General features: G+C 63.6%; 24 protein-coding genes and 1 pseudogene. All 25 read left to right on the forward strand.

What is annotated here, in order from left to right; all coding sequences use genetic code 11:
• Positions 1–68: 68 nt before the first annotated feature.
• The 25 genes and pseudogenes from EL255_RS06075 to flhA all read left to right on the forward strand — a co-directional run bounded on the left by EL255_RS06075 (position 69) and on the right by flhA (position 22,202).
• Complete coding sequence (locus EL255_RS06075; RefSeq protein WP_033131092.1) at positions 69–380, forward strand: ArsR/SmtB family transcription factor; 312 nt, start codon at positions 69–71, stop codon at positions 378–380.
• Between the two features lie 99 nt (positions 381–479).
• The gene (locus EL255_RS06080; RefSeq protein ID WP_042652846.1) at positions 480–848 is read left to right on the forward strand and encodes an ArsR/SmtB family transcription factor; all 369 of its coding nucleotides are present in this window, start codon (positions 480–482) and stop codon (positions 846–848) included.
• Between the two features lie 4 nt (positions 849–852).
• Positions 853–1,221 carry an arsenite efflux transporter metallochaperone ArsD gene (gene arsD / locus EL255_RS06085; RefSeq protein ID WP_042652613.1) on the forward strand — a complete coding sequence of 123 codons (369 nt, stop codon included), beginning with the start codon at positions 853–855 and terminating at the stop codon, positions 1,219–1,221.
• A gap of 60 nt (positions 1,222–1,281) precedes the next feature.
• Positions 1,282–3,048, forward strand: coding sequence for an arsenical pump-driving ATPase (arsA, locus tag EL255_RS06090; protein ID WP_042652612.1), 1,767 nt, complete (start codon positions 1,282–1,284; stop codon positions 3,046–3,048).
• 122 nt (positions 3,049–3,170) lie between these two features.
• Positions 3,171–4,235, forward strand: a complete 1,065-nt coding sequence (arsB, locus tag EL255_RS06095) for an ACR3 family arsenite efflux transporter (protein ID WP_042652611.1) — start codon at positions 3,171–3,173, stop codon at positions 4,233–4,235.
• A gap of 49 nt (positions 4,236–4,284) precedes the next feature.
• Positions 4,285–4,710: a glutaredoxin-dependent arsenate reductase gene (arsC, locus tag EL255_RS06100; protein ID WP_042652610.1), complete on the forward strand. Its 426-nt coding sequence runs from the start codon at positions 4,285–4,287 to the stop codon at positions 4,708–4,710.
• A 102-nt stretch (positions 4,711–4,812) separates the two neighbouring features.
• The gene (locus EL255_RS06105; protein WP_042652609.1) at positions 4,813–5,589 is read left to right on the forward strand and encodes a lipid-binding SYLF domain-containing protein; all 777 of its coding nucleotides are present in this window, start codon (positions 4,813–4,815) and stop codon (positions 5,587–5,589) included.
• Positions 5,590–5,864: 275 nt separating this feature from the next.
• Positions 5,865–6,182, forward strand: coding sequence for a flagellar hook-basal body complex protein FliE (gene fliE / locus EL255_RS06110; protein ID WP_042652845.1), 318 nt, complete (start codon positions 5,865–5,867; stop codon positions 6,180–6,182).
• 53 nt (positions 6,183–6,235) lie between these two features.
• A complete protein-coding gene (gene fliF, locus EL255_RS06115) occupies positions 6,236–7,945 on the forward strand; it encodes a flagellar basal-body MS-ring/collar protein FliF (protein ID WP_042652608.1) in 1,710 nt (569 codons plus the stop codon).
• Positions 7,938–8,999 carry a flagellar motor switch protein FliG gene (gene fliG / locus EL255_RS06120; RefSeq protein ID WP_042652607.1) on the forward strand — a complete coding sequence of 354 codons (1,062 nt, stop codon included), beginning with the start codon at positions 7,938–7,940 and terminating at the stop codon, positions 8,997–8,999. The genes fliF and fliG overlap by 8 nt, the downstream gene beginning before the upstream one ends.
• Positions 9,000–9,056: 57 nt before the next feature.
• Entirely contained in the window at positions 9,057–9,854 is a 798-nt protein-coding gene (fliH, locus tag EL255_RS06125) for a flagellar assembly protein FliH (RefSeq protein ID WP_042652606.1), read from the forward strand.
• Positions 9,855–9,971: 117 nt separating this feature from the next.
• On the forward strand, positions 9,972–11,303 hold the full coding sequence (fliI, locus tag EL255_RS06130; RefSeq protein ID WP_042652605.1) for a flagellar protein export ATPase FliI: 1,332 nt from the start codon (positions 9,972–9,974) through the stop codon (positions 11,301–11,303).
• 23 nt (positions 11,304–11,326) lie between these two features.
• Positions 11,327–11,767, forward strand: coding sequence for a flagellar export protein FliJ (fliJ, locus tag EL255_RS06135; RefSeq protein WP_042652604.1), 441 nt, complete (start codon positions 11,327–11,329; stop codon positions 11,765–11,767).
• An 86-nt stretch (positions 11,768–11,853) separates the two neighbouring features.
• Entirely contained in the window at positions 11,854–13,872 is a 2,019-nt protein-coding gene (locus EL255_RS06140) for a flagellar hook-length control protein FliK (RefSeq protein WP_052445688.1), read from the forward strand.
• Between the two features lie 57 nt (positions 13,873–13,929).
• Entirely contained in the window at positions 13,930–14,439 is a 510-nt protein-coding gene (fliL, locus tag EL255_RS06145; protein WP_042652603.1) for a flagellar basal body-associated protein FliL, read from the forward strand.
• Positions 14,440–14,453: 14 nt separating this feature from the next.
• The gene (gene fliM, locus EL255_RS06150) at positions 14,454–15,524 is read left to right on the forward strand and encodes a flagellar motor switch protein FliM (protein WP_033130817.1); all 1,071 of its coding nucleotides are present in this window, start codon (positions 14,454–14,456) and stop codon (positions 15,522–15,524) included.
• Positions 15,525–15,573: 49 nt separating this feature from the next.
• Positions 15,574–15,969, forward strand: a complete 396-nt coding sequence (fliN, locus tag EL255_RS06155) for a flagellar motor switch protein FliN (protein WP_042650085.1) — start codon at positions 15,574–15,576, stop codon at positions 15,967–15,969.
• Between the two features lie 61 nt (positions 15,970–16,030).
• Positions 16,031–16,405, forward strand: a complete 375-nt coding sequence (fliO, locus tag EL255_RS06160; RefSeq protein ID WP_042652602.1) for a flagellar biosynthetic protein FliO — start codon at positions 16,031–16,033, stop codon at positions 16,403–16,405.
• Positions 16,392–17,147 carry a flagellar type III secretion system pore protein FliP gene (gene fliP, locus EL255_RS06165; RefSeq protein WP_042652601.1) on the forward strand — a complete coding sequence of 252 codons (756 nt, stop codon included), beginning with the start codon at positions 16,392–16,394 and terminating at the stop codon, positions 17,145–17,147. The genes fliO and fliP overlap by 14 nt, the downstream gene beginning before the upstream one ends.
• Positions 17,148–17,165: 18 nt before the next feature.
• Positions 17,166–17,435, forward strand: coding sequence for a flagellar biosynthesis protein FliQ (gene fliQ / locus EL255_RS06170; protein WP_042652600.1), 270 nt, complete (start codon positions 17,166–17,168; stop codon positions 17,433–17,435).
• 99 nt (positions 17,436–17,534) lie between these two features.
• Positions 17,535–18,332 carry a flagellar biosynthetic protein FliR gene (gene fliR / locus EL255_RS06175; protein WP_042652599.1) on the forward strand — a complete coding sequence of 266 codons (798 nt, stop codon included), beginning with the start codon at positions 17,535–17,537 and terminating at the stop codon, positions 18,330–18,332.
• Positions 18,325–19,455 carry a flagellar biosynthesis protein FlhB gene (gene flhB, locus EL255_RS06180; RefSeq protein ID WP_042652598.1) on the forward strand — a complete coding sequence of 377 codons (1,131 nt, stop codon included), beginning with the start codon at positions 18,325–18,327 and terminating at the stop codon, positions 19,453–19,455. Before fliR ends, flhB begins: the two co-directional genes overlap by 8 nt.
• A gap of 40 nt (positions 19,456–19,495) precedes the next feature.
• Complete coding sequence (locus tag EL255_RS06185) at positions 19,496–19,639, forward strand: hypothetical protein (RefSeq protein WP_232018910.1); 144 nt, start codon at positions 19,496–19,498, stop codon at positions 19,637–19,639.
• Between the two features lie 60 nt (positions 19,640–19,699).
• Positions 19,700–19,822, forward strand: a pseudogene (locus EL255_RS21510) (flagellar biosynthesis protein FlhB); the annotation flags it as partial.
• Positions 19,823–20,099: 277 nt separating this feature from the next.
• Complete coding sequence (gene flhA / locus EL255_RS06195; RefSeq protein WP_042652597.1) at positions 20,100–22,202, forward strand: flagellar biosynthesis protein FlhA; 2,103 nt, start codon at positions 20,100–20,102, stop codon at positions 22,200–22,202.

Raw genomic sequence — 22,202 nt, forward strand, 5'->3', positions numbered from 1 at the left:
CGAAATATAGAAGTGATCAAGATATTTCTGGTATTGTCGAAATATCTGTCGAGCCGGAGTGATGCGTGATGCAGTTGGAAGAGGTTGCCAAGGCGTTGAAGGAGCTGGGTCATCCCACCCGCCTGTTTATCTTCAAGCACCTGGTCAAGGCGGGTGAGCAGGGATTACCGGTGGGCGAGTTGCAAAAGCAGCTTGGGATCCCGGCCTCGACCCTGAGCCACCATGTCGCGGCGCTGGTGTCGGTGGGGTTGGTGGTGCAGATGCGGGAGAGCCGTACCCTCTACTGCGTCTCGCAATACGGGGTGCTGGAGGGGATCATCCAGTTCCTGCAGGAAGAGTGCTGCGTCAATGGTGCTCATCCGGCGACGCCGCACGCCTGATCGCGGACAGCGGCTCCTGCGGAGGAGTGGTCTTGATCATTTCAATAGTTCTTGTATAGTTGAAATTATGAGTGTTGCAAGGGGATGAACATGAACGGCATGAACAAAGAGACAGCCACCAGGGTCTTCGAATCGCTCTCTTCCGGCATTCGGCTGGATGTGTGGCGGCTGCTGGTGAAGGCGGGGCTGGAGGGGCGGGTGGCAGGGGAGCTGTCAAGCGAGCTCGACATCGCCCCCAATACCCTGTCGTTTCACCTCAAGGCCATGCTCAATGCCGGCCTGCTGTCGGTGGCGCAGGAGGGGCGTTTTCTGCGCTACCGCGCCAACATTCCCCTGATGCTGGACCTGATCGGTTATCTCACCGAGGAGTGCTGCGCCGGCCACCCCGAGGCGTGCGGCATGATGCGCGCCGAGTCCGCCTGCTCTCCCCATGTTCTGCCCGCGCAGCCCTGCTGCAACAAGGAGTAATGCCATGTCAGCCATTCAGATTTTTGATCCCGCTCTCTGCTGCTCCAGCGGTGTCTGCGGTACCCAGGTCGAGCAGGCGCTGGTCACCTTTGCCGCCGATGTGGCCTGGGCCAAGGAGCAGGGGGTTGTCATCGAGCGCTTCAATCTGGCGCAGCAGCCGATGCAGTTTGCCGAGACGCCGGCCGTCAGCGTCTTTCTGACCCACGCCGGGGAGGAGGGGCTGCCGCTGGTGCTGGTGGAAGGGCAGGTAGTGCTGACCGGCCGCTATCCGAGCCGCAGCGAGCTGGCCCGCTATGCGGGTCTGCCCGCGCCGCAGGCGGCCATCAAGGGGATCGTCAAGGGTGATTGCTACTCCGGCAGCGGTTGCTGCTGATCCCCTGCGTCAACCCAGATAGCCCTGCCGGGCTCGCCACTCTGTCGACAGGAGTTCGTCATGTTTCAGTTTCTGACCGATCCGCCCCCCTTTCTCTTCTTCACCGGCAAGGGCGGGGTGGGCAAGACCTCGCTGGCCTGCGCCAGTGCCGTGGCACTGTGCGATGCCGGCAAGCGGGTGCTGCTGGTGAGCACGGATCCCGCCTCCAACGTGGGGCAGGTGTTTGCCACCACCATCGGCAATCGCGTTACCGCCATCGCGGCTGTGCCGGGATTGTCGGCGCTGGAGATAGATCCCCCCGCGGCGGCCAGGGCCTATCGGGAGCGGATCGTCGGGCCTGTGCGCGGCAAGTTGCCCGAGAGCGTGGTGCGCAGCATAGAGGAGCAGCTCTCCGGCGCCTGCACCACAGAGATTGCCGCCTTTGACGAGTTCACCGCCCTGCTGACCGATCCGGCGCTGCTGGCCGAGTATGACCATATAGTGTTCGATACAGCGCCCACCGGCCACACCATACGCCTGCTGCAACTGCCGGGGGCCTGGAGCGAATTTCTGGAGCAGGGCAAGGGGGATGCCTCCTGCCTTGGCCCGCTGGCGGGGCTGGAAAAACAGCGCAGCCAGTATGCCGAGGCGGTCGCCGCGCTGGCCGATGCTGCCCACACCCGGCTGGTGCTGGTTGCCCGCGCGCAGCACTCGACCCTGCGCGAAGTAGCCCGCACCCACGAGGAGCTGGCCGCCATCGGGCTCATGAATCAGCAGCTTGTCATCAATGGCCTCTTCCCCGAGTCTGCCATCGCCGGTGACGCTCTGGCCCAGGCCCTCTGGCAGCGCGAGCAGCAGGCCCTCTCTACCATGCCGCTGGCCCTCAGGGCCCTGGCGCAGGATCCGATCCCGCTGCTTGCCACCAATCTGGTGGGCGTTGAGAGCCTGCGTCAGTTGCTGCAACCCTGTGCATCCGCAGGGAGCCAGGCATCCGTTGCCCAGCCCCATGACAGTGTGACCCAACCCGATCTGGGGACGCTGGTGGACGAGCTGGCCGCCGATGGCCACGGCCTCATCATGCTGATGGGCAAGGGCGGAGTGGGCAAGACCACCTTGGCGGCCGCCGTGGCGGTGGAGCTGGCGAGTCGCGGCCTGCCGGTGCATCTCACCACCTCGGATCCCGCCGCTCACCTGGGCGAGACGCTGGCAGGTAGCCTGCCTCATCTCGAGGTGAGCCGCATCGACCCCCACGCCGAGACCGAACGTTACCGCGCCCAGGTGCTGGCCACCAAGGGGGCGGCGCTGGATGAGCAGGGGCGGGCGTTGCTGGAGGAGGATCTGCGCTCCCCCTGTACCGAGGAGATCGCCGTGTTTCAGGCCTTCTCGCGCATCATCCGCGAGGCGGGCAAGCGCTTCGTGGTGATGGATACCGCCCCCACCGGCCACACCCTGCTGCTGCTCGATGCCACCGGCGCCTACCACAGAGAGATTGCCCGCCAGATGGGCAGCAAGGGGCTGCACTTCACCACCCCCATGATGCAGTTGCAGGACCCAAAACAGACCAAGGTGCTGATCGTCACCCTGCCCGAGCCCACGCCGGTGCAGGAGGCGGCCAACCTGCAGGCCGACTTGCGCCGCGCCGGTATCGAGCCCTGGGGCTGGCTCATCAACCACAGTTTGCAGCAAGCCGCGGTCAGCTCGCCGCTGCTGCAACTGCGGGCCGAGCGCCAACGGCCCCATATCGAGGCGGTCGAACAGTTGCACGCCAGCCGCCATGCCGTGGTGCCGCTGCTCGCCGAGGAGCCGGTGGGGCCGGACGCCCTGCGCCGCCTCTGTCAGCACCATTGAGTCGCCGCCCCGGTGCGTTGCCGGGGCGGCTTGAATATGCCGTCAACTTGTTATGAACCCTTGTTTTTAACCTTTTGTTGAACAAATAGGAGATGCGGGATTACGCCGCATCGGGAGCTTTTATGTCTGCAACCTGTGATGCCAAGGCAGTCCCTGCCATCGGCTTTTTTGAACGTTATCTCACCGCCTGGGTCGCCCTCTGCATTCTGGTGGGCATTGGACTGGGCCAGGGCTTGCCGGATCTGTTCAAGGCGATCGGTGCCATGGAGGTGGCCAAGGTCAACCTGCCGGTGGGGCTGCTCATCTGGGTGATGATCATCCCCATGCTGCTCAAGATCGACTTTGGCGCCCTGCATCAGGTGAAGGGTCACCTCAAGGGGATTGGGGTCACCCTCTTCATCAACTGGCTGGTCAAGCCCTTCTCCATGGCCTTCCTCGGCTGGCTGTTTATCCGCGTGCTGTTTGCCGACTGGCTGCCGGCGGATCAGCTGGACAGCTATGTGGCGGGGCTGATCCTGCTGGCAGCCGCCCCCTGCACCGCCATGGTGTTTGTCTGGAGTCGCCTCACCAACGGCGATCCCTACTTCACCCTGTCGCAGGTGGCGGTGAACGACCTCATCATGGTGTTCGCCTTCGCCCCGCTGGTGGCGCTGCTGCTCGGGGTCTCCAGCATTATCGTGCCCTGGGATACCCTGCTCACCTCTGTGGGGCTCTATATCGTCATCCCGGTCGTGATTGCCCAGCTGCTACGCAAGGTCTTGCTGCAAAAGGGGCAGGCCAGTTTCGATGGTGTCATGGCCCGCATCCAGCCCTGGTCGGTGGCCGCTCTCCTGCTCACTCTGGTGCTGCTGTTTGCCTTTCAGGGCAACGCCATCATCGAGCAGCCGCTGGTGATTGCCCTGCTGGCGGTGCCTATCCTGATCCAGGTACTGTTCAACTCGGGGCTCGCCTACTGGCTCAACCGCAAGGTGGGGGAGAAGCACTCGGTGGCCGGTCCCTCCGCGCTGATCGGGGCATCGAATTTCTTCGAACTGGCGGTGGCCGCCGCCATCAGCCTGTTCGGCTTTCACTCAGGTGCGGCGCTCGCCACCGTGGTCGGGGTGCTGATCGAGGTGCCGGTCATGCTGCTGGTGGTGCGCGTGGTCAACGCCAGCAAACCCTGGTACGAGGCGGGACTGCGCCACTAAGGTTTGCTATCCACTTTTTTATTCACTTAAGCCATGAGAGACACGCAAAATGAGTGCAATCACCATCTATCACAACCCGGAATGTGGTACCTCCCGCAACACCCTCGAGCTTATTCGCAACAGCGGCGTCGAGCCCTCCGTGATCCACTATCTGGAGACCCCCCCCTCCCGCGACCAACTGGTGGTGCTGATCGCCGCCATGGGGATGCCGGTGCGCGATCTGCTGCGCAAGAACGTGCCCCCCTACGAGGCGCTCGCTCTGGCGGAAGATCGCTTCAGCGATGATGAACTGATCGATGCCATGCTGGCCCACCCTATCCTGATCAACCGCCCCATAGTCGTGACACCGCTTGGCACCAAACTGTGCCGCCCGTCGGAACTGGTGCTCGATATTTTGCCCGATCAGCAAAAAGGGGCCTTCGCCAAGGAGGATGGTGAGCAAGTGGTGGATGCGAGCGGCAAGCGTCTGCGCTGATGGCGGTGGACTACCCTTGCACCTCGGTGGTGAGGAGCTGTATGAGCGCGAACTATCTGCTAAGGTGGCCCTCAGCCGATGAGAGATGATAAGGAACATATTATGAAGACCCAATCCTGGATAGTTGTCGCCACCCTGGTGCTGGCCTCTACCCCAAGCCATGCCGACTGGGCGAAGCTGAAGGAAGCCGCCTCCGATCTGGGGACCGCGGTGAGCGAGACCGGCAAGGAGGCGTGGGCGGGCATTACCGACTTCTCCAAGGCGACCTGGGAGTCGGTCTCCACCTGGGGGGCCGATGCCTACAACAAGACGGGGGCCTGGACGAAGGAGAGCGCGGCCACCGGCAAGGAGTGGCTGACCGCGGCAGACAAGAAGCTCGATACCATGCTGGAGCCCAAGACGCCGACCGAGGCGCGCACCGCGCTGGATACCATGGCCGACACCGCGCTGGTACGGCTGTTCAACGAGCAACCCTCGGCCAAGCTGTTGTTTGACAAGGCCTATGGCTATGCGGTGTTCGACTCGCGCAAGTTCTCCCTGATGATACACACCAACCAGGGATCCGGGGTGGCGGTCAACCGCGCGAGCGGCAAGCACACTTACATGAAGATGTTCGGGGCGGGCATGGCGGCCGGCTTCGGCGGCAAGTTCTATCAGCAGGTGATGTTGTTCGAGACCAAGCAGACCTTTGACAACTTCGTGAACAAGGGCTGGGAGGCGACCTCGGAGGCGGGCGTCGTGGCAGGCAAGGAGAGCGCATCGCTCGATGGCGGCTACAACGGCGGCATGGCCATCTACCAGCTTGGCGAGCAGGGTCTGATGTACGGCGTCAGCATCACCGGATCCAAATACTGGATCGACGAGGATCTGACCCAGTAAGCGTCAGGATCTGTTGTTATCGTGGCCCGCTCGATGCGGGCCATTTTTTATGCCGCATCCGGGTGCCATCGTTACCGGCTGCCGGGGGCTAGGCCCGAAAAGGCGACCCGATGCGCACCGTTCCCTTCCTTTTTCACCGCGCCAGCCCCGGCCCCTCAGCGGGCTGGTTTCGTCTGAATGATGACCAGTCGCCATCGCTGGTCGCAGGATCCGTCTTCATTGGCACCCTAATTGCTTACAGCCTGTCAGCGTCAATGATTTGTCTGGGGATGAAGATGGAAATAAGTGCAAGCAGCCTGATGCAAGAGATGCAGGCGCTCAAGGTCGAAGCCGGCGCCACGCCGCTGAGCCAGCCCGGTCGTCAGGTCAATTCGGATTTTGGCCAGATGCTGCAACAGGCCCTCAACAACGTCAACGAGCTGCAGGGTGGCGCCAACGATCTGCGCACCCGCTTCGACATGGGTGACAAGTCGGTGGACCTGTCCGAGGTGATGATCGCCGGGCAGAAATCCTCCATCGCCTTCGAGGCGACGGTGCAGGTGCGTAACAAGATGGTCGATGCCTACAAGACCATCATGAACATGCCGGTATAAGAAACCCATGGCGACTGAGCATCATGAACATGTCAGCAATAAGGACATAAACCGTGGCTACTGATCAAAACGGCGATCTGCTGATCAACAACGACGGGGCGGCAGCCCTCGATGAGCACGAGCAGAAGAGCTCGGCGCTGGGCTTCCTGTCCAACACCGACGTGCTGCGGCAGATCACCCTGATCCTGGGGCTGACCATCTGTCTGGCCATCGCCGTCTTCATCCTGTTGTGGGGCAAGGAGCCGGAGATGCGTCCGCTCGGCACCTTCAGCACCCAGGAGCTGGTCTCCACCCTCGACTATCTGGATCAACAGAAGATCCCCTATCAGGTCGAGGGCAAGAGCGTGTTGGTCAGCGCCGAGAAATATGCGGACATCCGGCTGGGCCTGACCCGTGCCGGTCTGGCCGGCAACAATGATGTCAGCAACGATGGCGAGTCCATCCTGCTCAAGGACTCCAGCTTCGGCGTCAGCCAGCGCATGGAGAACGAGCGCCTCAAGCTCAGCCGCGAGCGCCAGCTGGCCAGCGCCATCGAACAGTTCCAGAACGTGGCCAAGGCCCAGGTGCTGCTGGCCATTCCCAAGGACAACGTGTTCGCCCGCAACGAGCGCAAACCCAGCGCCACCGTGGTGCTGAGCCTGAGAGGCAGCGCCCTCGGTCAGGGGGAAGTGGACTCCATCGTCGACATGGTGGCCTCCGCCGTGCACGGTCTGGAGCCGACCCGCGTCACCGTCACCGATCAGAACGGGCGCCTGCTCAACTCCGGCTCCCAGGATCCGCTCTCGGCCCAGACCCGCAAAGAGTTTGCGATGCAGCAGAAGCAGGAGCTGGAGTACAAACAAAAAATTGACGCCATCCTGATCCCGGTATTGGGGGCCGACAACTACACGGCGGAGGTGGATCTCTCCCTCGACTTCTCCCAGCAGGAGCAGACCCGCAAGACCTACAACCCGGACTTGCCGGCCGTGCGCTCCGAGATGACCGTCGAGGAGAACAGCGCCAACGGCGGCAATGGCGGTGTGCCTGGCGCGCTCTCCAACCAGCCACCGGCCGCCTCCAGCATTCCCCAGCAGGCGACCGGCGCCGATGCCGACGCGAGCGCGGCGAGTGGCCGCTCCCGCAAGGAGGCGACCCGCAACTTCGAACTGGACACCACTGTCAGTCACATCCGGCGCCAGCAGGGCGGCATTCGCCGCATGACGGTGTCGGTGGCGGTGGATTACAAGGCCATCCCCGGCGCCGACGGAGCCGTCACCCGGGAGGCCCGCAGCCAGGCCGAGATCGACACCCTGCGCCGGCTGCTCAGCGGTGGCCTCGGCTTCGACGTGACCCGGGGGGACACCCTGGAGGTGGTCGCCATCCCGTTCAACCGCCCCGAGCTGGAAGCCGTGGCCGACATGCCGCTCTACGAGCAGCCCTGGTTCTGGCGCGCGGTGCGCATCGCCGCCTCCGTGCTGGTCATCATAGTGCTGATCGTCACCGTGGTGCGGCCCATGCTCAAGCGCCTGCTCTACCCGGATGCGAGACCGGAAGGGGAGCTGGACTTCGACAACCACACAGTGCTGGGTGGGGATGACGAACTCAGTCTGCTGGCGGCGCAAGCCGAGGCCGAACCCGTGTTCGGGGTGCGCGACGGTCACCTGAAGCTGCCGGATCTGCACCGGGATGAAGACTTGCTCAAGGCGGTGCGTGCGCTGGTGGCGAATGAACCGGATCTGGCCGCTCAGGTCATTAAAGAATGGGTAACGAACAGAGATGCCTGAAGACAAGAAGAATCAAGTCACCGGTAACGACATTACCGACGTGCAGCGCCAGATCCTGGACCAGATGGCCGGGATGGAGATGGCGGCCGTGTTGATGCTGAGCCTCAACGAAGAGGATGCCGCCCAGATCTTCCGCCATCTGGAGCCCAAGCAGGTGCAGCGGCTCGGCATGTCGATGGCCTCCATGTCGGACTTCAGTCACGATCGGGTGGCGGCGGTGCATCGTCAATTTATCGACGACATCCAGAAATACACCAACATCGGCATCGGCAGCGAAGACTTCGTGCGCAAGGCCCTGGTGGCGGCGCTCGGCGAAGACAAGGCCAGCAACTTGGTGGATCAGATCATCCTGGGATCGGGGGCCCGCGGCCTCGACTCCCTCAAGTGGATGGATGCGCGCCAGGTGGCCAGCATCATCCAGAACGAACACCCGCAGATCCAGACTATAGTCCTCTCCTATCTGGAGCCGGAGCAGTCCGCCGAGATCCTGAGCCAGTTCCCGGAGCAGGTGCGGCTGGATCTGGTGATGCGCATCGCCAACCTGGAAGAGGTGCAACCTGCGGCGCTGCAGGAACTGAACGACATCATGGAGAAGCAGTTCGCCGGTGCGGCCGGGGCTCAGGCCGCCAAGATGGGTGGCCTCAAGGCCGCCGCCAACATCATGAACTACCTGGATACCAACATCGAAGGCCAGCTGATGGACTCCATCCGCGAGTCGGACGAGGAGATGAGCCAGCAGATCCAGGACTTGATGTTCGTGTTCGAGAACCTCATCGATGTGGACGATCGCGGCATCCAGACCCTGCTGCGGGAAGTGCCGGGGGATCTGCTGCAACGGGCCCTCAAGGGCTCGGACGATCAGATGCGCGAGAAGGTATTCAAGAACATGTCCAAGCGGGCCGCCGAGATGCTGGCGGACGATCTGGAGGCCATGGGGCCAATCCGAGTCTCCGAGGTCGAAGCCGCCCAGAAGGAGATCCTCTCCACCGCCCGCCGTCTGGCGGATGCGGGCGAGATCATGCTGGGTGCCGGCGGTGGCGAGGAGTTCCTCTAAGCCATGGATCAGCAACAGCGTGATGATGTCAGCCTTGGCCAGGAGCGCCTCTAGAGCATGAATAACAACAAGCAACGGGGTTACGTCAGACCCGAGACGGACGAGAGCCAGGTGCAGACCTGGGGCTGGCCCGAGATGGAGGTGATCTCCGAGGTCGAGCGCAATGCCCTGGGGCTCAGCCCGGATTGGTACCGGCAGGAGCAGGAGGCCGAGGCCCCCGCCCCCGAGCCGGAGGAGGAGCCAACCCCCAGCATCACGGCGGAAGAGCTGGAGGCGATCCGCCAGGCTGCCTGGGAAGAGGGCATGGCCGATGGCCGGGAGGCCGGTTTTGCCAAGGGGCTGGAGGAGGGCAAGCTGGAAGGCTTGCAGCAAGGCCATCAGGCTGGCCTGGAGCAGGGCAGGGAGGAGGGGCTGGCCATGGGGCGCGAGCAGGTGGAGCAGCAGATTGCCCACTGGCAGACGCTGGCCGATCGCCTCGCCAACCCGCTTAGCGAGCAGGATCAGGCGGTGGAGCAACAGCTCATCGCCCTGGTGCAGCAGCTGGCCCGCGCCCTCATCCGCCACGAGGCCGAGACCTCCCCCCGGCTGCTGCTGGAGGCGCTCAAGCAGGGGCTGGCCCTGCTGCCCGCCGCCGAGCAGGGCGTCACCCTGCTGCTGCACCCGGACGATGTGGCCAGGGTCGAGCAGGCGTTCGGGGTGGAGGAGTGCGCCAAGCGCGGCTGGCGGTTGCAGAGCGACCCCACCCTCTCCCCCGGCGATCTGCAACTGGCTACCAGTCTCTCCAGCATCGATCTGGCCTTGTCGGGGCGCATCGATCAGCTGCTGCGCAATTTCCTGCGCGACAATGCCGACTAATCCCCTGTCTCGGCTCGTCATGGTGGCATCGCATTGCTGCGCACTGTCTCCCGGCGGCGTGGTAATGCCGACTGACCCCCTGTCCCGGCCTCTTTTCCCTTTACCTTTGGAGGCGCGATGACAGCGTCCTTGCTCAAACGGCTGCAAGGCTACCGGGTGCGTGATCTGGCCCCCATACCCCCGGTGGCGGGCAAGCTGACCCGGGTGGTGGGGCTGACGCTGGAGGCCATCGGCTGCCGCGCCGCCATCGGTGCCCTCTGCCGCATCGACACCCAGGATGGCGTGCTGGAGGCCGAGGTGGTGGGCTTCTCCGGCGATCGGCTGTTCCTGATGCCGAGCGAGCAGCTCAAGGGGGTCATCCCCGGCGCCCGGGTGGTGCCCATCACCGAGGACCACGGCATCCCGGTGGGCATGAACCTGCTCGGCCGGGTCATCGACGGCATAGGCCAGCCCCTTGACGGGCTCGGCCCCATCATCGCCTCCCAGACGGTGCAGTTTGCCCAGCATCGCATCAACCCGCTCTCCCGCCGCCCTATCCATAAGCCGATGGACGTCGGGGTGCGCGCCATCAACGCCGTGCTCACCGTGGGCCAGGGCCAGCGCATGGGGCTGTTCGCCGGCTCCGGCGTGGGCAAGTCAGTGCTGCTCGGCATGATGACCCGCGGCTCGGTGGCGGACGTGGTGGTGGTCGGCCTCATCGGCGAGCGGGGCCGGGAGGTGAAGGAGTTCATCGAGGAGATCCTGGGGGCCGAGGGGCGCGAGCGCGCCGTGGTGGTGGCCGCCCCGGCCGATGCCTCGCCGCTGATGCGCCTCAAGGGCTGCGAGACGGCGCTGGCCATCGCCGAGTATTTCCGCGATCAGGGGCTCAACGTGCTGCTGCTGATGGATTCGCTCACCCGCTACGCCCAGGCCCAGCGCGAGATCGCCCTGGCGGTGGGGGAGCCGCCGGCCACCAAGGGCTACCCGCCCTCGGTGTTTGCCAAATTGCCGGCGCTGGTGGAGCGGGCCGGCAACGGCAGCGACGGCCAGGGCTCCATCACCGCCTTCTTCACCGTGCTGACGGAGGGGGACGATCTGCAGGATCCCATCGCCGATGCGGCGCGGGCCATCCTCGACGGCCACATAGTGCTGGCGCGGGAGCTGGCGGATGCGGGCCACTATCCGGCCATCGACATCGAGAAGTCCATCAGCCGGGTCATGCCCATGGTGACCTCCCCCGAGCACATGGAGCTGGCGCGCACCTTCAAGCAGTTTTACTCCCTCTATCAGCAGAACCGGGATCTCATCACCATAGGCGCCTACAGCCAGGGCTCGGATCCCCGCATCGACAGGGCCATCATCCAGAAACCCTATCTGGATCAGTTCTTGCAGCAGAAAATGCGCGAGGTGGTTCCCTACGACGAAGGCCTGCAATCCCTGCACATGGTGGCCATGCCACTGATGCGCTGATGCTATGAATCTGGAGTGCGACTATGAGTAAAGGATTGGAGTTGCTGGCCGGACGGCTGGTGGAGGCCGAGCAGCAGGCCGCCCTGGCGTTGGCCAAGGCCCAGCAGGATCTGAAGCTCTTCATGGATCAGCAGAACGCGCTCAACCAGTACCGCCAGATCTATCACCAGCAGTGGACCGACCGTGGCCTGCAGGGGATCACCCCCCAGCAGAACAGCCAGTATCACGCCTTCATCAACAAGCTGGAGAATGCGGCGACCCAGCAGTACCAAGGGGTGCTGCAGGTGCGCGAGGCACTGGCCCAGTGCCGCACCGACTGGCTGGAGGCCCAGCAGCGGCGCAAGGCCGTCGAGCTGCTGCTCGACAAACAGGCGGGGCGCGCGCGCCAGAAGGCCCAGCGTCAGGAGCAGAAGATGCTGGATGATTACGCCATCTTGCGGCGTTATCACCATTCTGGCCTGTAATTTGCTTTCTTCTGGCGAACGCCGCCGCATAGCCTGAATACCTCCCGCTCGGGGTGGGTAACAGCACAGGATTCTCGGGACCCAGCATGATACAGACCCAGTTGATCAAGGCCACCGCCACTCAGACCACGCCAGCCGACGCTCGTCTGCCCCTCGGCACGGGCGAAGGCGCAGGGTTGCCCTCGCTGGACGAGGCCAAGGCAGCCTTTGCCGACGCCATGGCCAAGGCGCAGCGCACCGAGATCAGCCCCTCTGCCAGTCAAGGGGGTGACGGGGAGAGCCTGCTGCCGGAGGTGGATGCCAAATCTTTGGCGAGCTCGCTGGACGAGTCCCAGGCCGGCCATGACAAGCCCGTCAAGGGCGAGGCCGCCGAGGCCGAGCTCCCCCCCGCCGATTTCTTGCAGCAGTTGCAGGCCTCCCTCAGGCAGGATGCCGGCCTGTCCACGCCCCCCGTCGTGGCCTCTGGCCAGACCGAACCCTCGGTCGAGCCGTCTGTGCAAGGCAGTCTCTCGGTCGAGGCGTCGGCGCAAAGCAATCTTCCGGTCGCTCCTTCGGTCGAGGCGTCGGCACAAGGCACTCTCCCGGTCGCCCCTTCGGCCCAGACCTCTCTCCCCGTCGTCGCCTCGGCGCCTGCCGTGCCAGCTCCCACGGACGGCAACAGTTTGCCGCCCGAGTCGCAGTCAGCCAGCCGGCTCGAGGCTGGCAAGCCCGCTGGGGTGAATGCCCTGCCAGCGACCGCGCAGCCGAGCGAGGTCCTGATAGGGGGAACTCTGAACGCTGAGGCAGGGGAGGGCGCCGATGCCATCTCCGACGTTATCTCCACCGCAGGCACCGCCCGGGTCGCCGGTTTGCCAGAGGAAGATACGCCGGCCACAGACCCCCAGCACACGGACAAGGGCGACAAGCCGGCGCTGGAAGAGGTGGCGGAGCAACCGCCACTGTCCGCAAGGGAGCGGGCCGCACTGCTGGCCAAGGTCTTGCCGCAGGCGCCCCAGGTGGCGACCGAGCCGGTGCCTGAGGGTGGCGAGCCGACCCCGGTGGGCAAGGCCGAGCAGCCGGCCTCTCCTGAGCCGGCCGCGAAGGTGGCTCACACAGCACAAACCGCCCACAGCGGGCCATCGGCGCAAGGGAGTGCGGCCAGGGCCTTCGGTGAGGGGCAGATCAGAATGGATATTGCCACGGGGACCGAGCCCACAGCTTCCGCCGAGGATGGCGCCAAGCCCGCTCCGGGGGCCGAGGCACAGGAGCTAAAACCGGCCCAGGCGGCCAAGGCCGATGCGGGCGCCGCCGTGGCGAGCAACGCCGCACCCCAGCTCGCCACCCCGGCCACCGAGCCGGTGCTGACGGCGCCACAACAGATACTGGCGAGCCACGAGCCGCAGGGACCGCAAGCCTCGCTGGCGTCCCTGTCGGCCGGCATTCAGCAGATGGAGGCCGAGCCCGCGGTGGCGGTCAAGGTGGCCGCCGAGCTGAAGCAACCCGATATGAAGCAAAAGCCGGGGGAACTCGGCAAGCATGGCGGGCTGGAGGTCGGTGCGACCGAGCAGAGCGAGGCGAGCCCGTCCGCGCAATCAGCTCAGCAGGCCAGCCAGATCGCCGAGCACAGGCCCGCGGCCGAGGTGGCCGCCAGACGGGACGCTCAGAGCCTGCCGCACCTGCGGCTGGCCACCCCGGAGGCGCCGGCCCAGTTGCACCAGAAGGTGAACCTGATGCTGGCGGACAAGCTGCAGCAGGCGGAGATCCAGCTCGATCCCCTCGGCCTCGGCAAGATGAAGATCCAGATCCAGATTGACGCCTCCAACCAGGCCAACGTCCACTTCGTGGTGCAGCATGGCCAGACCCGGGAGATGCTGGAGCAGGCCATGCCCAGGCTGCGCGACATGCTGGCGGGGCAGGGGATCCAGCTCGGCCAGACCTTAGTTCAACAACAGCCGCAGCAACAGCAGTCCCAGGGGCAATCCCCCTTCAGCGGTCAGGGCCAGCAGGGCCAATCCGGGGGCGGCACCTTGGGTGGCCGTGAGCCCGCCGAAGGGGAGGTCACCACCAGAACCATGAGTCTGCTGGTGGAATCGGCAAACGAAGCCGGAATTGATTTCTATGCTTGATGCCTGCCTGAGTAAGTTTATGATACCGAACAAGTTTGAGACTAGGGTGGACAAGGGATGGCAGACGATAACGAACTGACGCTGAAGGACCCGGCGGCAGCCAAGAAAAAGAAGCTGATCATGGTAGTCGCCCTGGCCGTCATCGTGCTGGGGGCTGGCGGGGCCGGCACCTGGTTCATGCTGGCCGGCGGTGACAAACCGGCGGCCGACGCGGCCGAGATCGCCAAGGCCGAGGCCAGCGCGCCGCAGCCTTCGCTCTACGTGGGCATGCCGCGCCCCTTCGTGTTCAACGTGGCGGGCGGCCAGCGGGATCGGCTGGTACAGATCAAGATCCAGCTGATGGTGCGGGGTGCCGCCGACGAGACCCTGGCCAAACAGAATATTCCCCTGATCGAAGGGACACTGCTGCGCGTCTTCAGCGCGGCCACCGCCGAGCAGCTGATGACCTTCGAGGGCAAGGAGAAGCTGCGCCAGGATTCACTGGAAGAGTGTCGCCGGGTGCTCAATGACCTGGTCTCTTCCCCCGTAATAGAACAAGTGCTGTTTACCGGCTTTGTCATGCAATGAATGAAAGGTGAAGCGTGAGCGATCTGTTAAGTCAGGACGAAATTGATGCCCTGTTGCACGGTGTCGATGATGTCGAAGAGGAAGAGCTAGGCGCGGCCGGGGATCCCGGCATTGCCCAGTTCGATTTTTCCTCCCAGGACCGCATCGTCCGTGGCCGCATGCCGACCCTGGAGCTGGTGAACGAACGATTCGCCCGCCACATGCGCATCAGCCTGTTCAACATGATGCGGCGCACCGCCGAGGTCTCCATCAACGGCGTGCAGATGCTGAAGTTCGGCGAATACGTGCACACCCTGTTCGTGCCGACCAGCCTGAACATGGTGCGCTTCCGTCCGCTCAAGGGGACGGCGCTGATCACCATGGAGGCCCGCCTGGTGTTCATCCTGGTGGAGAACTTCTTCGGTGGCGACGGCCGCTACCACGCCAAGATCGAGGGGCGCGAGTTCACCCCCACCGAGCGGCGCATCATCCAGATGCTGCTCAAGCTGGTGTTCGAGGATTACAAGGACGCCTGGGCGCCGGTGATGGACGTCGGCTTCGAGTACCTCGACTCCGAGGTCAACCCGGCCATGGCGAACATCGTCAGCCCGACCGAGGTGATAGTGGTCAGCTCCTTCCACATCGAGCTGGATGGCGGCGGCGGTGACTTCCACGTAGCCATGCCCTACTCCATGCTGGAGCCCATCCGCGAGCTGCTCGATGCCGGGGTGCAGAGCGACAAGGGCGACACCGACGTGCGCTGGAGCAAGGCGCTGCGCGACGAGATCATGGACGTCAAGGTGGAGCTCAAGGCCAAGCTGCTGGAGACCGAGCTGACCCTGCGCGATCTGATGGAGCTGAAACCCGGCGACATCATCCCGGTGGAGATGCCGGAGAACCTGCTGGTCTACGTGGAGGATCTGCCGACCTTCCACGCCAAGATGGGGCGCACCAAGGAGAATGTGGCGCTCAAGATAGTCGACAAACTCAAGCGCCCTGACGGGGTCAAGACAGAGATGCATCTGGTGACCCGGGGCGGCGTACGCATCGATGGTGAGGCCGAGCTGGAAGAGCTCGAGCGCAGCATCGAAGACAAACACTCCTAACAGACCCGTCGTGTCAGACGCGGGTCACGAAGCAGCATGAGGAAGCAAGATGAGCGGAACCGATGACGAGCAGGATTTGATGGCGGATGCCTGGGCGGCCGCGCTGGAGGAGCAGGTCACGGCGGAGGCCAAGCCGGCCCCGCTGGAGGAGCTGAGGGACGATGCCCCCATCAGCGCCGAGGAGCGCCGCAAGCTGGACACCATTCTGGACATTCCGGTGACCATCGCCATGGAGGTGGGTCGCAGCCAGATCAGCATCCGCAACCTGCTGCAGCTGAACCAGGGCTCGGTAGTCGAGCTGGACAGGGTCGCCGGTGAGCCGCTGGATGTGCTGGTCAACGGCACCCTGATCGCCCACGGCGAGGTGGTGGTGGTGAACGACAAGTTCGGCATCCGCCTGACCGATGTCATCAGCCAGATAGAACGGATCAAGAAGCTCAAATGACCAGAACCATTGCGCTGACCGATGTCATCATCAGTCAGGCCGAAAGGATCAAAAAACTCAAATGATCCGCGTCCTTGCTTTAATGCTGTTCGCCGCCCCCGCACTGGCCGAGGGGGCCAACCCGCCCAGCATCACCTCCTGGCTGCTCTCCAGCCTGATGGTGATCGGCCTCATCCTGGTGCTGGGCTTCCTGCTCAAGAAGAGCAAGCTCACTCAGGTCATGGGGGGCGGCCAGATGAAGGTCATCGCCAGCCTGCCGGTGGGCTACAAGGAGAAGCTGATGGTGGTCAAGGTGGGCGAGCAACAGCTGCTCATCGGGGTGACGCCGCAGCAGGTCAACTTCCTCTACCGCCTGGAGCAGCCGCTGGACGAGAGCCAGCCCCAGGCGTTCTCCCAGCAGCTGGGCAAATTGATGGGCAAGCATGAAAAGAGCTAACTGGATAGGGCTGCTGGCGCTGGTGTCGCTGCTGCTCTCGCCCCTGGCGCTGGCCCAGGATGGCATGTCGGCGCTGACCGTCAAGACCATGGCGGATGGCAGTCAGGAGTACAGCCTGACCCTGCAGGTGCTGGCGCTGATGACCGCGCTCTCCTTCCTGCCGGCCATGGTCATCATGATGACCTCCTTCACCCGGATCATCGTAGTGCTCGGGATCCTCAGACAGGCCATAGGCCTGCAGCAGAGTCCGTCCAACCAGGTGTTGATCGGCATCGCCCTGTTCATGTCCTTCTTCATCATGTCGCCGGTGCTGGATCGCATCAACGAGGAGGCGCTGCAGCCCTATCTGGCGGAGACCATAGGGCCCAAGGAGGCGCTGGAGAAGGCCGAACAGCCCATCCACCAGTTCATGCTGGCCCAGACCCGGGTCAAGGATCTCAACACCTTCATGGAGATCGCCAACGTGCAGGTGGAGAAGCCGACCGAGGTGCCGCTGCGGGTGCTGATCCCGGCCTTCGTCACCAGCGAGCTCAAGACCGCGTTCCAGATAGGCTTCATGCTGTTTCTGCCGTTCCTGGTGATCGATCTGGTGGTGGCCAGCATACTGATGGCCATGGGGATGATGATGCTGTCGCCCATGCTGGTCTCCCTGCCCTTCAAGCTGATGCTGTTCGTCATGGTCGATGGTTGGAACCTGATCCTGGGCTCGCTCGCGAACAGCTTCGGGCTGGGCGCCGGCTAAGCACAAGGAGCCGATTACATGAGTCCGGAAACCTTTGTCGACGTGTTTCGTGAGGCACTCTGGCTGGTGACCATCATGGTGTGCGCCGTGATCCTGCCCAGCCTGATGGTGGGGCTGATCGTCGCCATCTTCCAGGCCGCGACCTCCATCAACGAGCAGACCCTGAGCTTCCTGCCCCGTCTCATCGTGACCCTGTTCGCCCTGGGCGCCGGGGCCCACTGGGGCCTGCAGAGCCTGATGGACTTCTTCATGCTGATGGTGAGCCAGATACCCGAGGTGGTGGGATGATCCATACCATGTTGGCGCAAGCATCATCGTCTGACGTCCTGCTGATGGCGGTATATCAGGGCTCCCCCGAGGTGATGGATTGATCATTCGGGTGGCGGCATGACCTATACCACCGCGCTCATCATGGAGTGGCTGGCGTCCATCCTCTGGCCGCTGGCACGGGTGAGCAGCCTGCTGATGGTGATGGCGGTGTTTGGCAGCCGGCTGGCGCCGGCGCACATCCGCATCGGCCTGGCGCTGGCCATCACCCTCATCATCGCCCCCCTGTTGCCACCCATGCCCAAGATAGAGCTGTTCTCCGTCGGCAGCTTTCTGGTGCTGGGGCAGCAGATGCTCATCGGCATCGCACTGGGTCTCATGACCCAGTTCCTGCTGGAGAGCTTCGTGATGGCGGGCCAGATCATCGCCATGCAGACCAGCCTGGGCTTTGCCACCCTGGTGGATCCCATGAATGGCCAGTCTGCCCCCGTGGTGGGGCAGTTCTACCTGATGCTGGCGACCCTGGTGTTTCTGGCGGTGGATGGCCATCTGCTGATGCTGCGGATGGTGGTGCTGAGCTTCGAGACCCTGCCGGTCTCGGACAGCGGCCTGACCCTGCCCGCCATCCGCAGCCTGGTCAGCTTCCTCGGCGTCATGTATCAGGCCTCGCTGGTGATGGCGTTGTCGGCCATCATCGCCCTGCTGCTCATCAACTTCGCGTTCGGGGTCATGACCCGGGCCGCGCCCCAGCTCAACATCTTCAGCATCGGCTTCGCGGTCAGCATGATGTCGGGTCTGTTCATCCTCTGGCTCACCATTGGCGGCTTCATGGGCCACTTCGACGCCATCTGGGAGCGGGTGCAGGAGACCAGCTGCGAACTGATCAACACCCAGTGTTTCGGTGGCCAGAATGGCTGATACCGATCAGGAACGTACCGAACAACCCACGGGCAAACGACTGCAACAGGCCCGGGAAAAAGGGCAGATTGCACGTTCCAAGGAGCTGGGAACCGCCAGCGTGCTGCTGGCGACCGTGTTTGGCTTGCTGATGCTCAAGGAGAGCCTGGCCGGTGCCATGGTCAAGGTGCTCACCATGGGCTTTACCCTGGAGCGGGATCAGGCCTTCGATCCCAACGCCATGGGGGCCATGGTGCCCACCCTGCTGGCCGAGCTTATCCAGCCCCTCGGCCTGCTGTTCCTGCTGGTGACCATCGCCGCCTTCGTCGGCAACACCCTGCTGGGAGGAATGAATTTTTCCTCCGAGGCCATGCTGCCCAAATGGAGCAAGCTGAGCCCCTTGAGTGGTTTGAAGAGGATGTTCGGGGTGCAGTCGCTGGTGGAGCTCATCAAGTCCATCGCCAAGGTGGTGTTCATCAGCCTGTTCGCCTGGTGGATGCTGTCGAGTCAGTTCAACCACCTGCTCAACCTCTCCCTCGAGGGCTTTCCCGGTGGCATCATAGACGCGCTGGACCTGCTGCTGTGGATGCTGATCATCCTCTGCTGCTCCCTCATTCCCATCGTCGCCATCGATGTGCCCTTCCAGACCTGGAACCACAATCGTCAGCTCAAGATGACCAAGCAGGAGATCAAGGACGAGTTCAAGGACAGCGAGGGCAAGCCCGAGGTCAAGGGGCGGATCCGCCGCCTGCAGATGGAGATGGCGATGCGTCGCATGATGGGGGATGTGCCCAAGGCGGACGTGATCATCACCAACCCGAGCCACTACTCGGTGGCGCTGAAATACGACACGGGCAAACCCGGGGCCGCCCCCAAGGTGCTGGCCAAGGGGGTCGACGAGGTGGCGATGAAGATCCGGGAGATAGCGCGGGAATACGAGATCCCCATCATGCCGTCCCCGGCGCTCACCCGTGCCATCTATCACTCCACCGAGATCGGTCACGAGATCCCGGAGGGGCTGTTCGCCGCCGTGGCCCAGGTGCTGGCCTATGTCTATCAACTCAAGAAGTTCCGCCGTGGCCGTGGCCGGCGTCCGACCCCGGTCGCCAAGGATCTGCCCATCCCGCCTGAGTACCGCAAATAACGCCCCCGGCACCTTGGGCGCATCGGCTTGTCGATATTGATTGACCCTGTTTCAAACTGGCTTTGCCGCCCTGGTTCAAACACTGGCCTATGTCTATCGGCTCAAGAAGTTCCGCCGTGGCCGTGGTCGGATTCCAACCCCGGTCGCCAAGGATCTGCCCATTCCGCCTGAGTACCGCAAATAACGCCCCGGCTCCTCGGGCGCATCGGCTTGTCGATAGCGGCTGAATCTGTCTCAAGCTGGCTTTGCCGCCCTGGTTCAAACACTGGCCTATGTCTATCGGCTCAAGAAGTTCCGCCGTGGCCGTGGTCGGCGTCCAACCCCGGTCGCCAAGGATCTGCCCATTCCGCCTGAGTACCGCAAATAACGCCCCGGCTCCCTCGGGCGCATCGGCTTGTCGATAGCGGCTGAACCTGTCTCAAGCTGGCTTTGCCTGCCTGGTTCAAGCGCGGGTCCATCTCGATCGACCCGGAACCTGTTGCCGTGGTTGACCCCGTTCTCTTCAATCCCGACCAGGGTTGTCTGAATACCCTCCGCCGGACTTCTGACAGCTTAAAAATAAAAACCTTATGTATCAATGCATTGAATTGTTGGCTTGATGTTTGCTTTAGCTAGGCACTGGCAGTTGATAGTTGAGCATAACGATGGAATTCAAGGCAGCATTGGGCCGTTTAACAGAGTACAGGTGGTTGCTCAGCAAGGGGGTCGGGACCCCGCTGCTGGTGCTCGCCTCCCTCGGCATGGTGGTGCTGCCCATCCCGCCGCTGATGCTGGATATCCTGTTCTCCTTCAACATCGCCCTCTCCATCGTAGTGCTGCTGGTGGCCGTCTATACCCGCCGGCCGCTGGAGTTTGCGGCCTTCCCGACCGTGCTGCTGATCGCCACCCTGCTGCGCCTCGCGCTGAACGTCGCCTCGACCCGGGTCGTGCTGCTGGAAGGCCATAACGGCAGCGCGGCGGCCGGCCATGTGATCGAGGCCTTCGGCAACGTGGTGATCGGTGGCAACTATGCGGTCGGTATCATCGTCTTCATGATCCTGGTGATCATCAACTTCGTGGTGGTCACCAAGGGGGCGGGCCGGATCTCCGAGGTGAGCGCCCGCTTCACCCTGGACGCCATGCCCGGCAAGCAGATGGCCATCGATGCGGACCTGAACGCCGGTCTCATCAATCAGGAAGAGGCCAAGAAGCGGCGCCAGGACGTGACCCAGGAAGCCGACTTCTACGGCTCCATGGACGGTGCCTCCAAATTCGTCAAGGGGGATGCCATCGCCGGCATCATGATCCTCTTCATCAACATCATTGGTGGCTTCATCATCGGCATGATGCAGCACCAGCTCAGCTTCGGTGAGGCGGCCCAGATCTACACCCTGCTCGCCATCGGTGATGGCCTGGTGGCCCAGATCCCCTCCCTGCTGCTCTCCATCGCCGCCGCCATCATAGTGACCCGCCAGAATACCGATCAGGACATGGGCACGGCGGTGCTCGGCCAGCTGTTCGAGAATCCCAAGGCGCTGGTGATCTCCGCCGGCATCCTGCTGATGATGGGCAGCGTGCCCGGCATGCCGCACCTGGCGTTCCTGAGCCTGGGGGCCATCGCGGCGGTCGGAGCCTGGTGGCTGCTGCGCCGTGAGAAACAGCGCGCCGCCAAGGTGGCCAAGGGCGAGCTGATGCCCCAGAGCTCGGATCAGCCTCACGAACAGAAAGATCTCAGCTGGGACGATGTGATGCCGGTGGACATCATAGGGCTGGAGGTGGGTTATCAGCTCATCCCGCTGGTGGACAAGAGCCAGGGCGGCGAGCTGCTCAATCGGATCAAGGGGGTGCGCAAGAAGCTCTCCCAGGAGCTCGGCTTCCTGGTGCCGGCCGTGCACATTCGCGACAACCTGGATCTCGCGCCTAACCAGTACCGCATCACTCTCATGGGGGTCAGCACCGGCGAGGCCACCGTCTACCACGACAAGGAGATGGCCATCAATCCGGGCCAGGTGTTCGGCCAGGTCCAGGGCATCGCGACCCAGGATCCCGCATTCGGGCTGGAGGCGGTGTGGGTCGCCAAGGATCAGGTCTCCCACGCCCAGACCCTGGGTTACACCGTGGTGGATGCCGCCACCGTGGTGGCCACCCACCTGAGCCAGATCCTCTCCAACCATGCCGCCCTGCTGCTCGGTCACGACGAGGTGCAGCAGCTGCTGGACATGATAGGGAAGCATCAGAGCAAGCTGGTGGAGGGGCTGGTACCCGAGGTGATCAGCATGGGCAACCTGGTCAAGGTATTGCAAAATCTGCTCAATGAGGGCGTGCCAATTCGCGATATGCGCACTATTCTGCAGACCCTCGTGGAATATGCGCCGCGCAGTCCGGATCCGGAAGTGCTGACGGCCGCCTGCCGCATCGCCCTGCGCCGCTTGATAGTGCAGGAGATCGCGGGTCCCGATCCCGAGCTGCCGGTGATCACCCTGGCGCCAGAATTGGAACGTATATTGCATCAATCCTTGCAAGCAGGTGGGGGAGATGGCGCCGGTATCGAACCGGGACTGGCGGAGCGGATGCAGCGCTCGCTGGTGGAAGCCACTCAACGACAAGAACTGGAAGGCCAGCCGGCCGTGCTTCTGACATCGGGGATATTGCGCAATACCCTGGCGAAATTTGTCAAGAATGCCATTCCTGGATTACGCGTTCTGTCTTATCAGGAAGTGCCTGATGACAAGCAAATCCGCATCGTCAGTGCGGTAGGACAGGGCTAG

This window comes from Aeromonas encheleia, from assembly GCF_900637545.1.
Lineage (GTDB): Bacteria > Pseudomonadota > Gammaproteobacteria > Enterobacterales > Aeromonadaceae > Aeromonas > Aeromonas encheleia.